This window comes from Herbiconiux liangxiaofengii (genome assembly GCF_041927335.1).
Taxonomy (GTDB): domain Bacteria; phylum Actinomycetota; class Actinomycetes; order Actinomycetales; family Microbacteriaceae; genus Herbiconiux; species Herbiconiux liangxiaofengii.
The window spans coordinates 387,508-399,401 of record NZ_JBHFHD010000006.1 but is presented as its reverse complement, the minus strand read 5'-3'; the positions used below and the strand labels follow the sequence as shown (position 1 = coordinate 399,401).

At 70.6% G+C, this 11,894-nt stretch carries 10 protein-coding genes; all 10 read right to left on the bottom strand.

What is annotated here, in order from left to right; translation table 11 throughout:
* Positions 1-333: 333 nt before the first annotated feature.
* The 10 genes from tyrS to pheT all read right to left on the bottom strand — a co-directional run bounded on the left by tyrS (position 334) and on the right by pheT (position 11,892).
* Positions 334-1,644, bottom strand: coding sequence for a tyrosine--tRNA ligase (gene tyrS, locus ACEXOR_RS05655; protein ID WP_374848428.1), 1,311 nt, complete (start codon positions 1,642-1,644; stop codon positions 334-336).
* A gap of 25 nt (positions 1,645-1,669) precedes the next feature.
* A complete protein-coding gene (locus ACEXOR_RS05650) occupies positions 1,670-2,284 on the bottom strand; it encodes a DNA-3-methyladenine glycosylase (RefSeq protein ID WP_374848427.1) in 615 nt (204 codons plus the stop codon).
* Between the two features lie 7 nt (positions 2,285-2,291).
* Positions 2,292-2,453, bottom strand: a complete 162-nt coding sequence (locus tag ACEXOR_RS05645; RefSeq protein WP_374848426.1) for a hypothetical protein — start codon at positions 2,451-2,453, stop codon at positions 2,292-2,294.
* Positions 2,450-3,901: an argininosuccinate lyase gene (gene argH, locus ACEXOR_RS05640; protein WP_374848425.1), complete on the bottom strand. Its 1,452-nt coding sequence runs from the start codon at positions 3,899-3,901 to the stop codon at positions 2,450-2,452. The genes ACEXOR_RS05645 and argH overlap by 4 nt, the downstream gene beginning before the upstream one ends.
* A gap of 10 nt (positions 3,902-3,911) precedes the next feature.
* A complete protein-coding gene (argF, locus tag ACEXOR_RS05635; RefSeq protein WP_374848424.1) occupies positions 3,912-4,853 on the bottom strand; it encodes an ornithine carbamoyltransferase in 942 nt (313 codons plus the stop codon).
* 85 nt (positions 4,854-4,938) lie between these two features.
* The gene (locus tag ACEXOR_RS05630) at positions 4,939-6,129 is read right to left on the bottom strand and encodes an acetylornithine transaminase (protein ID WP_374848423.1); all 1,191 of its coding nucleotides are present in this window, start codon (positions 6,127-6,129) and stop codon (positions 4,939-4,941) included.
* A gap of 59 nt (positions 6,130-6,188) precedes the next feature.
* Positions 6,189-7,127: an acetylglutamate kinase gene (gene argB / locus ACEXOR_RS05625; RefSeq protein ID WP_374848422.1), complete on the bottom strand. Its 939-nt coding sequence runs from the start codon at positions 7,125-7,127 to the stop codon at positions 6,189-6,191.
* Complete coding sequence (argJ, locus tag ACEXOR_RS05620) at positions 7,127-8,287, bottom strand: bifunctional glutamate N-acetyltransferase/amino-acid acetyltransferase ArgJ (RefSeq protein WP_374848421.1); 1,161 nt, start codon at positions 8,285-8,287, stop codon at positions 7,127-7,129. Before argJ ends, argB begins: the two co-directional genes overlap by 1 nt.
* Positions 8,284-9,330, bottom strand: coding sequence for an N-acetyl-gamma-glutamyl-phosphate reductase (gene argC / locus ACEXOR_RS05615; RefSeq protein WP_374848420.1), 1,047 nt, complete (start codon positions 9,328-9,330; stop codon positions 8,284-8,286). The genes argJ and argC overlap by 4 nt, the downstream gene beginning before the upstream one ends.
* A gap of 30 nt (positions 9,331-9,360) precedes the next feature.
* Positions 9,361-11,892, bottom strand: a complete 2,532-nt coding sequence (gene pheT / locus ACEXOR_RS05610; RefSeq protein WP_374848419.1) for a phenylalanine--tRNA ligase subunit beta — start codon at positions 11,890-11,892, stop codon at positions 9,361-9,363.
* Between the last annotated feature and the right edge of the window lie 2 nt (positions 11,893-11,894).

Below are 11,894 nucleotides of genomic sequence, written 5' to 3'. Positions count from 1 at the left end.
ACAACCACAAGGGCTGTCTGGGGTTTTTGGCATTTGACATTGTGCACGCTGTTGAGTTCTCAAGGATCGGACACCATAAAACCAGGCCGTCAGGCCGCCGTTCCAGGCAACTTCTCTACCCTAGCACCATAACTGGCAGCTGGGGTTTCGATCTTTTCATCTTTGGTACCTATCCCCACAAGGGATGGTCTTCCGGAAAGTGAAGATCTGATGTCCCGCTTGAGGCCGGTAAGCTCTTCCGCTTTCCGCACCTGTGGGGTGACGAGTTAGAAGATTACGCGGGGCCCCGGGGGCTGGCAAATCATCATGCAGCCCGGGCGTGTCGCGCCCCGGTCATCCGGCGAGCGACAGCCCCGCGAGGGTCTTCTTGCCCCGGCGCAGCACCGCGAAACCACCGGCGAGCAGGTGCTCGGCCACCCGGGCCTCGGCGTCGTCGACCTTGGCGTTGTTGAGGTACACGCCCCCCTGGGCGATCGCACGACGGGCCTCGCTCGTGCCCGAGACGAGTCCGGTCGCCACCAGTGCGTCGACGACCGAGGTCTCCCCCGTCACCTGCGCGGTCGGCAGTTCGGCCAGTGCCGACTCCAACGTGGCCGCATCCAGTTCGGCGAGCTCGCCCTGCCCGAACAGCGCCGCCGCCGCAGCGATGGCCGCATCCGTCGCCGCCGGCCCGTGCACGAGCGCCGTCACCAGGTAGGCGAGGGTGCGCTGCGCCTCGCGGCGGAACGGCTCGTCGGCCACCGCCTGGGTGAGCCGCTCGAGTTCGGTTCGCGGCAGGAACGTGAAGATCTTGAGCCGGGCGATCACGTCGGCATCGTCGGTGTTGAGCCAGAACTGGTAGAACGCGTAGGGGCTGGTGAGCGCCGGGTCGAGCCAGATGGCGTTCCCCTCGCTCTTGCCGAACTTGGTGCCGTCGGAGTTCGTGATGAGCGGGGTGCCGATGGCGTGCACGCTCACCCCCTCCGCACGATGGATGAGATCGGTGCCGCTGGTGAGGTTGCCCCACTGGTCGCTCCCGCCGGTCTGCAGCACGCAGCCGTAGCTGCGGTAGAGCTCCAGGAAGTCCAGTCCCTGGAGGATCTGGTAGCTGAACTCCGTGTAGCTGATGCCCGCGTCGGAGTTCAGGCGGGCCGACACCGCGTCTTTCTTCAGCATCGTTCCGACCCGGAAGTACTTGCCGATGTCGCGCAGGAAGTCGATCGCCGAGAGCGGCGCCGTCCAGTCGAGGTTGTTCACCATGCGGGCGGCGTTCTCGCCCTCGAAACTCAGGAAACGCTCGATCTGACCGCGCAGGTATCCCACCCACTCGGCCACCGTGTCACGCGAGTTCAGCGTGCGTTCGGCAGTGGGCCGGGGATCTCCGATCAGCCCGGTCGATCCGCCCACGAGCCCGAGCGGTCGGTGACCGGCGAGCTGCAACCTGCGCATCACGAGGATCTGCACCAGGTTGCCCAGGTGCAGGCTCGGCGCGGTGGGGTCGAATCCGCAGTAGAACGTGACGGGCGGGCCGGCGAGGAGCTCTTTCAGGGCCGCCGCATCCGTCGACACGTGCACGAGCCCGCGATAGAGCAACTCATCCCAGATGTCGTCGAACGAGGTGTCGTTCTGCGGCAGGAGAAGAGCGGGATTCACGAGGTCTGACACGAGATCCGAGCCTACCAGCGGGGTGTCATCGGGGCAGCTTGGGGTGGCGCTTGTAGGGCGACACCGTCGGGTCGCCCGCCAGGAAGAACCGCCACGAGAAGGGCGCCAGTCCGCCGGCCCCGCCCACGCCGGTGCGCAGGCTCCTGCCGATTCCGGATGCGCGGGCGGGCGGGGGCGTCAGCGAGAACGGCGGGGCGTCGAGCGCGGCTCCGTCGTCGGAGAGCGCGATGCCGAGGGCCCGGACCAGCAGCGCGGGTCCGCGCGCGAGGTCGAGGTCGGAACGGGAGGTGCTTCGGCGCAGCCGGGCCAGCTCCAGACCCTCGATCACCTCCCCCGCGCGCAGCAGCACGGCCGACGCCTCTCCCGCCGGGGAGCACACGACGTTGGCGCACACGTGCATCCCGTAGGTGAAGTACGTGTACAGGTGACCGGGCTCGCCATACATCGATGCGATGCGCGGGGTGCGGCCTCGGAAGGCGTGCGAGCCGGGGTCGACACCCTCGCCGGCATAGGCCTCCACCTCGGTGAGGCGCACGGCCACTCGACCCTCGGGCGAGTCGTGCGCGAGAACCGCGCCCAGAAGCCGAGGTGCCACCTCGAGGGCCGGCGCCGTGAAGTCGAACGCGGGAACGCCGGTCACCGACCGCTCAGAACAGCCGCACGCCGAGGGCGAGGCTCACGACGATGCCGGCGACGACCACCGCACCCGCCAGGGCGATGATGATCCAGACCACCCGGCTCGGAAGGGGTCGGCGCCAGAAGCCGGGGTCGTCGGGGTCGCGCGGGGCCTTGCCGGTGGGGTCGGTCACTCTGCGCCTCCGGTGATCGCGGTCGTCTGCGTGAGGAGCACACGCACCCGTTCGGTGAGGGCGGCGAGCTGCTCGCGCACCCGAACCCCGGCGGTGCCGCCCGAGCCGTCGCGGCTGGCGACCGAGCCCTCGATGGTGAGCACCTCGCGCACCCCCGGCGTGAGATGCGGGGAGATCGACGCGAACTGGTCGTCGGTGAGCTCGTCGAGCTCGAGATCGTGGTCCTCCGCGAACTTCACGAGGGTGCCGGTGATCTCGTGCGCGTCACGGAACGTGAGGTGCTGCTTCACCAGCCACTCCGCGACATCCGTGGCCAGGGAGAAGCCCTGGGGCGCGAGCTCGGCCATCCGCTCGGTGTGGAATTCGAGGGTGGCGACCATTCCGGTGAAGGCCGGCAGCAGCACCTCGAGGGTCTTGATGGAGTCGAAGACCGGCTCCTTGTCCTCCTGGAGGTCGCGGTTGTAGGCCAGCGGCAGCCCCTTGAGGGTGGCCAGGAGGCCGGTGAGGTTTCCGATCAGCCGGCCCGCCTTGCCCCGGGCGAGCTCGGCGATGTCGGGGTTCTTCTTCTGCGGCATGATCGACGACCCGGTGGAGTACGAGTCGGAGAGCGTGACGAAGCCGAACTCCTTGGTGTTCCAGATGATGATCTCCTCGGCGAAGCGGGAGAGATCGATGCCGATCTGCGTGGTGACGTACGCGAACTCCGCCACCACGTCGCGCGAGGCGGTGCCGTCGATGGAGTTCTCGACGCCGTGCGCGAAACCGAGGTCGTGCGCGACGAGCTCGGCATCCAGGCCCAGCGTGTTGCCGGCGAGAGCGCCGGAGCCGTAGGGCGACGCGTTCGCCCGCGCATCCCAGTCGCGCAGCCGTTCGATGTCGCGCACCAGGGGCCAGCAGTGCGCGAGCAGCTGGTGGGCGAGCAGCACGGGCTGGGCGTGCTGCAGGTGGGTGCGGCCGGGGAGGATGGCGTCGAAGTGCGCGTCGGCCTGCGCCGCCGTGGCGTCGATGAGGTCGACCAGCTGGCGGCGGATGGTGGCCGCATGGTCGCGCAGCAGCATGCGCACCAGAGTGGCGATCTGGTCGTTGCGGCTGCGGCCCGCGCGGAGCTTGCCTCCGAGCTCGGCCCCGGAGAACTCGATCAGGCCACGCTCGAGCGCGGAGTGCACGTCTTCGTCGGTGGCCAGCGGGGCGAACTCGCCGCTGTCGACGGCTGCGGCGAGCTGATCGAGCGCGGCGAGCATGCCGTCGAGCTCTGTGGCCGAGAGGTAGCCCGCTCGGGCGAGCGCCCGCGCGTGCGCCCTCGAGCCCTCGATGTCGTACTGCGCGAGCTGCCAGTCGAAGTGAGTCGAGCGGCTCAGCTCGGCGAGCTCGGGGGCAGGGCCGCCGGCGAAGCGGCCGCCCCAGAGGGAGCCGGCCTCGCCGGCCCGGTTGGAGACGTGGTCGGTCATGTGTTGCTCCTTAGGCGGCCGACTCGGCCGCGTTCTGCTCGAACAGCCAGACCAGCAGTGCCTTCTGCGCGTGCAGCCGGTTCTCCGCCTCGTCCCAGATGACGCTCTGCGGGCCGTCGATGACGTCGGCCGCCACCTCGTAGCCGCGATCGGCCGGCAGGCAGTGCAGGAAGAGCGCGTCATCCTTCGCCCGCGCCATCAGGGCCTGGTCGACCTGGTACCCGCCGAAGGTCTTCACCCGGCGGGCCTTCTCGTCTTCTTTGCCCATCGACACCCAGGTGTCGGTGACCATGACGTCGGTGCCCTCGGCGGCGGCGGCCGGATCGGTGACGACGGCCACCGATCCGCCCGTCTCCGCGGCGCGGCGCTCGGCATCGGCCACCACCTGCGGGTTCGGCGCGTACTCGGCGGGGCAGGCGATCCGCACGTGCATGCCCGCCGTGGCTCCGGCGAGGAGGTAGGACTGCGCCATGTTGCTCGCCCCGTCGCCGAAGAAGGTGACCGTGAGGCCCTTCAGCTCGCCGCGGTGCTCGCGGATGGTGAGGAAGTCGGCCAGCAGCTGACAGGGGTGGAAATCGTCGGACAGTGCGTTGACGACCGGCACGGTGGTGCCCGCAGCCATCTCCTCGAGCCCGGACTGCGCGTAGGTGCGCCACACGATCGCGGCCACCTGGCGTTCGAGCACCCGGGCGGTGTCGCTGGCCGTCTCCTTGCCGCCGAGCTGGCTCGAGGCGGTGGAGATGATCAGCGGTACCCCGCCGAGATCGGCGATGCCCACCGCGAACGAGACGCGGGTTCTGGTGGAGGACTTGTCGAAGATGACGGCCACCGTCTGCGGGCCCTCGAGCGGGCGCGCCTGGAAACGGTCGGTCTTCAGTCGCCCGGCGAGGTCGAGGATCTGGGCCTGCTCGGCCGGGGTGATGTCGTCGTCGCGAAGGAAGTGCCTGGTCATGCTCGCCTCGGTGGATCGTGGTGGGTGATCGGTGGTCGAAAGGATCAGGATAGCGGGAGCGCGTGGGCGCGCGCGCCGGGGCCGCTCAGTCGGCGTCGACCGTGGCGAAGGCCGTGCGCATCCGGTTGCCGAACTCACGCACCTCGTCGTCGCCGATGATGAGCGGAGGCGCGATGCGCAGGCTCGAGTCGTTCGGCGCGTTGACGATGAGGCCGGCGGCCAGCGCCGCATCCGACACCTTCTGGGCGACGGGCTCGCCGAGGCCGACCCCGACGAGGAGCCCCTGACCGCGCACCTCGTGCACGAGCGGGGAGTCGATCTCGCGGATGACGGTGCGCACCTGCTCACCGCGGTGCAGAGCGTTCTCGATCAGCCCCGACTCCTCGATGTGGGCCAGCACCGCGTTGGCGGTGGCTGTGGCCAGCGGGTTGCCGCCGAAGGTGCTGCCGTGCTGGCCGCGGGTGAAGAGCTCGGAGGCCCAGCCGAAGGTGACGAGCGAGCCGATCGGGAAGCCACCGGCCATGCCCTTGGCGATGGTGACGGCATCCGGAACGATGCCGGCGTTCATGTAGGCGAACCAGGCGCCGGTGCGGCCGACGCCGGTCTGGATCTCGTCGACGATCAGCAACACCCCGTGCTGCTCGGTGAGCTCGCGGGCCCGGCGGAGATATCCCGCCGGGAGGTCGATCACTCCGGCCTCGCCCTTGACGGGTTCGAGGAAGAGTGCCGCCACCGAGTCGTCGATGGTGGCCTCGAGGGCCTCGATGGTGCTCGGGATGTGCTCCACTCCCCCGGGCATCGGCTCGAACGGCTCCCGCATGGCGGGCTTGCCGGTGAGCGCGAGGGCCCCCATGGTGCGGCCGTGGAAGGCGTTCTCGAGCGCCACGATGCGGCGGCGGGTGGGGCCCGAGTTGAGGCGGGCGAGCTTGAACGCGGCCTCGTTGGCCTCGGCGCCGGAATTGCAGAAGTACGCCCGACCCGCATCCCCCGCCCCCGTGATGCGCTTGAGCCGCTCGGCCAGCTCGAGCTGGGGCGGCGTGGAGAAGTAGTTCGACACGTGGGCGAGGGTGGCTGCTTGCCGACTGACGGCCTCGACGAACACCGGATGCGCGTGACCGAGCGAGTTCACCGCGATGCCGGCGAGGAAGTCGAGATAGCGGTTGCCCTCGTCGTCCCACACCCAGGCGCCCTCGCCACGCACCAGGGAGCGGAGCGGCATGCCCATCGTGCGCATGAGCGAGGCGTCGAAGCGGTTCTTCCACGGGGAGGAGGACAAGGGGCGGGCCTTCCGGGTTCGGGTTCGGGTACGGGTGTTCGGGTTCGGAGTTCGCGGCGTCAGAGGACCGCGGGAGCCGGCTCGTCGTCGAGCGACGACACCACCTGGGTGCCGATGCCGCTTCGGGTGAACACCTCGAGCAGGATGGAGTGGGGCGCGCGGCCGTCGATGATGGCGGCTTTCGGCACTCCCCCGTCGACGGCTTCGAGGCAGGCCGACATCTTCGGGATCATGCCCGACTCGAGAGCGGGCAGCAGGGCGCGCAGTTCGGCGCTAACGATCGCCGAGACGAGGGAGTCGCGGTTGGGCCAGTCGCTGTAGAGGCCCGCGACGTCGGTGAGGATGACGAGCTTCGCGGCCCCCAGGGCCACCGCGAGCGCGGAGGCGGCGGCATCGGCGTTCACGTTCAGCACCTGACCGGGCTCGTCGACGTCGGGCGCGATCGACGACACCACCGGGATGCGTCCGGCGTCGAGCTGGGTGAGCACAGCCTCGGGGTTGACCCCGATGACGTCGCCCACGAGCCCGAGGTCGACCATCTCGCCGTCGATCTCGACGCCGCGCTTACGGCCCTCGAAGAGGCCTGCATCCTCACCCGAGAGTGCCGCCGCGAGCGGACCGTGCTCGTTGATGTGGCTGACGATGTCGCGGCTGATCTGGCCGGTGAGCACCATGCGCACCACGTCCATCGCCTCAGGGCTGGTGACCCGGTAGCCACCCCGGAACTCGCTCCGGATGCCGAGCCGTTCGAGCATGCGGGAGATCTGCGGGCCTCCGCCGTGCACCACCACCGGCCGGATGCCGGCGTACCGGAGGTAGACCATGTCCTCGGCGAAGGTGCGCTGCAGGTCGGGATCGACCATGGCGTTGCCGCCGAACTTCACCACGATGATCTCACCGTTGTAGCGCTTGAGCCAGGGCAGCGACTCGATCAGCGTGTTCGCCTTGACGTGGGCCAGCTCGGCGTCGGCGGCGGAGGGTGCGATGTACTCGGCCATCAGCTGGCGTACGCGCTGTTCTCGTGCACGTAGTCGTGCGTGAGGTCGTTGGTGAAGATGGTGGCCGTGGCGTCGCCCGACTTGAGGTCGATGAGGATGGTGGTCGCCCGCGGGGTGAGGTCGACGAGCTCCCGGGGCTCGCCCGGCTCGCCGCGGCGGCACACCATCACGCCGTTCATCGACACGTCGATGGCGTAGGGGTCGAAGACGGCGTCGGTGGTGCCGAGAGCTGCGAGCACCCGGCCCCAGTTGGGGTCGTTGCCGAAGATCGCGGCCTTCAGCAGGTTGCTGCGCGAGACGGCGCGGCCCACCACGACCGCGTCGTCCTCGCTGGCGGCGTTCACCACCTCGATGGCGATGTCATGGCTGGCGCCCTCGGCGTCGGCCTGCAGCTGAAGGGCGAGGTCTCGGCAGAGCTCGGTGAGCAGGGCGGTGAACTCGACCTCGTCGGCCTCGACACCGGAGGCTCCGGAGGCCAACAGCGCGACGGTGTCGTTGGTGGACATGCAGCCGTCGGAGTCGAGGCGGTCGAAGGTGACCCGGGTTGCGGCCCGGAGCGCGCGGTCCAGCGGAGCCGGGTCGAGCGCCGCATCCGTGGTGATGACGACGAGCATCGTGGCGAGGCCCGGCGCGAGCATCCCGGCGCCCTTGGCCATGCCGCCGAGCGACCAGCCCGCCGGCGAGACGGCCACGGCCTCCTTCGCCCTCGAATCGGTGGTCATGATGGCGAGAGCGGCGTCGTGGCCGCCCTCGTCAGACAGTTCTCCTGCCGCGACGGGCACGTTGTCGACGATCGCGTCGCGGAACGTCTGGTCACCCACGCCGATGAGGCCGGTCGAGCAGACGAGCACGTCGCCCGCCGACACCTGGAGCGCTTCGGCGACCGCCTCGGCGGTGGCGTGCGTGGTCTGGAACCCGAACGCCCCCGTGAAGCAGTTGGCCCCGCCCGAGTTGAGCACCACGGCGGCCACCCGGCCGTCACGGATGACCTGCTCCGACCAGATGACCGGGTTGGCCTTGGCGCGGTTCGACGTGAACACCGTGGCCGCGTTCAGCAGCGGACCCTGGTTCACGACGAGCGCCAGGTCGCGTGCCCCGGTGGACTTGAGGCCGGCGGCGACGCCTGAGGCGGTGAAGCCGGCGGGGCGGGTGACGCTCACGGCGCGACTCCGTTCACGGGCAGGCCGATGTTCTCGGGCAGGCCCAGGGCGATGTTGGTGGACTGGATCGCGGCACCGGCGGTGCCCTTGACCAGGTTGTCGAGCACGGTGACGGTGACCACGCGCTCGGCCGCCTCATCCACCGCCAGCCCGATCAGGGCGGAGTTGGAGCCGATCACGTCGGACACCCGGGGGAAGGAGCCCTCCGGCAGCAGGTGCACGAACGGCTCGTCGTTGTAGGCCAGCTCCCAGGCCGAACGCACGTCGTTCGGGCTCACTCCCGGCTGCAGCCGGGCCGTGGAGGTGGCGATGATGCCGCGCGACATGGGCACCAGCATCGGCGTGAACGAGACGGAGACCTGCTGGCCCGACGCGATCTCGAGGTTCTGCACGATCTCGGGCACATGACGGTGCACCCCGCCCACCCCGTAGGCGTGGGCCGAGCCGAGCAGCTCGCTCGCCAGCAGATCGGTGCGCAGGGTCTTGCCGGCACCCGAGGGGCCGACGGCGAGGACCGCTCCGAGGTCGGCCGGCTGGATGACCCCTGCGCGCAGGCCCGGAGCGAGTGCGAGGCTCACGGCCGTGACGTTGCAGCCGGGCACCGAGATGCGCTTCGCCCCCACGAGCAAGGCCCGCTGCTTGCCACCGTCGGCCCGCACCAGCTCGGGCAGCCCGTAGGGCCAGGAGCCGTGGTAGTCGGACTTGTAGAACTCCAGCCAGGCGTTCTCGTCGGTGAGCCGGTGATCGGCACCGCAGTCGACCACGAGGCTGCCGTCACCGAGTTCGGCCGCGATGGCGCCCGAGTGGCCGTGCGGCAGGGCGAGGAAGACGATGTCGTGGCCTGCGAGCACGCCGGCCTCGGTCGGCTGCAGCACCAGGTCGGCATAGGAGCGGAGGTGGGGCTGCACGTCGATCAGGCGCTGGCCGGCGTTCTTGTTCGCGGTGACCGTGCGCACCTGGAACTCGGGATGCGCGGCGAGCAGCCGGAGCAGCTCACCACCGGCGTATCCCGAGGCACCCGCGATCGCAACTGTATAGACCATGAATCCAACCTAGCCGCTCGCCGGAGCCCCTCACTCCCGCACGGTCGCGCCGAAGCGCTCCCCGGCCACGGCGGCACCGGCGAGCTTAGCCTCGCTCGCCTCCCCCGCGGTGAGGGTGCGATCGGGAGCCCGGAAGCGCAGGGCGAACGTGAGCGACTTCGCGGCCTCGGGCAGTCCCGAGCCGCGGTAGTCGTCGACCAGCCGGATGCTCTCCAGCAGATCGCCCGCGCCCTCGGCCACCGCACGACGCACGTCGTCGGCCGGAACCGCCGCGTCGACGACGAGCGACAGGTCCTGGGTGGCGGCCGGGTACCCCGAGATGGCCGACACCTCGATGGTCGATCCGGCGACCGCCATCAGCGCGTCGAGGTCGAGCTCGGCCACCGCCACCACACGCGGCAGGTCGAGCTCGTGGGTGAGCGCGGGCAGCAGTTCGCCCGCGAAGCCCACGCTCCGCTCGCCGCCGCCGTCGCTGACGAACAGCTCGGCCGTGCGGCCCGGGTGCATCGATTTGTGGGTGCCGGCGGCCACCCGCAGGTCGACCGCGAGCGCCGACTCGAGCAGGCGCACCACGTCGAGCACGTCGGCGATGCCGGCGGGCACGGGCGGCTGCCCCGGCTGCTTGTCGACGGCGTTGCCGAGCACCAGCACGCCCACGTGCCGGGGCTGCGGCGGGATGCCGGCCTCGAGCGTGGCGAGTTCACCGGTGTCGGGAAGGCGCGCTCCGGCCGGCAACTCGGCCTGGCCGTACTCGCGGCCGGACTCGGGCACGAACACGAGGCCGATCTCGAACAGGGCGAGGTCGGTGAGACCGCGCGAGAGGTTGCGGCGGGCGATGTCGAGAAGGCCGGGCACGAGCGAGGTGCGCAGCAGCGCCGCCTCGGAGTCGAGCGGGTTGGCCACCCGCACGGCCGCGACCGGCTCGTCGAGCGGGCTGCCGAACGCGCGGTTCATGGTCTCGCCGATGAAGGGGTAGGCGAGCACCTCGGTGAGGCCTCCGGCCGCGAGCACGTCGGCGGTGCGCCGGCGCGTGAGCTGCGACACGGTGAGCCCGCGGCCGGGAGGCGCGACCGGCAGGATCGACGGGATGCGGTCGTACCCGACGATGCGGGCGACCTCCTCGGCGAGTGAGGCCTTGTCGGTGATGTCGGGCCGCCAGGTGGGCGGGGTCACCACGAAACCGGCTGAGGTCTCCTCGACCGAGGCCCCGATCTCGGCCAGCGAGCGCGCGGTCTCGTCGCTGGTGAAGTCGACGCCCACCAGCCGCTGCACGTAGCCGAACGGAAGCAGGATGGCTCCGGGCGCGGGGTGCTCCTCGTGCACCGATCCCAGGCCGTCGGCCGTGCCACCGGCGAGGGTCTCCAGCAGCTCCACCACGCGGGCGGCGGCGGGCTGGGCCACCGAGGGGTCGACACCGCGCTCGAACCGCCGGGAGGCCTCGCTCGGAAGCTTGTGCCGGCGGGCCGTGCGGGCGATCGACACCGGGTCGAAGTTGGCCGCCTCGATCAGCACGTTCGTGGTGCCGTCGCCGATCTCGGTCGACGCGCCGCCCATCACCCCGGCCAGGCCGATGGCGCCACGGTCGTCGGCGATCACGAGGTCTTCGGGGTGCAGCGCGCGGGTCTGCCCGTCGAGGGTCTCGAGGGACTCGCCCGCGGCCGCCCGGCGCACCACGAGACCGCCCTGCAGCGCATCCAGGTCGTAGCCGTGGATGGGCTGGCCGAACTCGAGCATGACGTAGTTGGTGATGTCGACCACGAGTGAGATCGAGCGGATGCCGGCGAGCTTCAGCCGCGACACCAGCCAGGCGGGGCTCGGCCGGGTCGGGTCGACGCCGCGCACCACGCGAGTGACGAACACGGTGGCGCCCACGCGGCCGCGGATGGGCGCCTCGTCGTGGATGGCGACCGGGAACCCGCTCGTGGCCGCCGCGGTGACGCGGTCGACCGGGTCGCGGAAGGCCGCACCCGTCGAGTGGGAGTACTCCCGGGCGATGCCGCGCACGGAGAAGGCGTAGCCGCGGTCGGGGGTGACGTTCACCTCGACCGCCGAGTCGTCGAGGCTCAGCAGAGCCAGTGCGTCGGTACCCACCTCGGGGTCGAGCCCGAGGGTCGAGAGCCGGAGGATGCCGTCGTGATCCTCGCCCAGGCCGAGTTCGCGGGCCGAGGCGATCATGCCGTCGGAGACGTGACCGTAGGTCTTGCGGGCGGCGATGGCGAAGCCCCCGGGCAGCACCGCGCCGGGCAGCGTGACGACCACCTTGTCGCCGGCGAAGAAGTTGCCGGCGCCGCAGACGATGCCGCGCACATCCGCACCCCCGTCGGCCGCTGCCTGGCCCTCGGGCGCCACTCGCACCTGGCACCACCGGATGGTCTTGCCGTTGGACTGCGGCTCGGGCTCGAACGAGAGCACCTCGCCCACCACGATCGGGCCCTGGAGGTCGAAGTCGTGCGACCCCTCCTCTTCGAGCCCGACCTTCACGAGGGCGGCGTGGACGTCGGCGATCGACGTGCCGGCGGGCAGGTCGACGTACTCGGCCAGCCAGGAAAGAGGTACCCGCATGA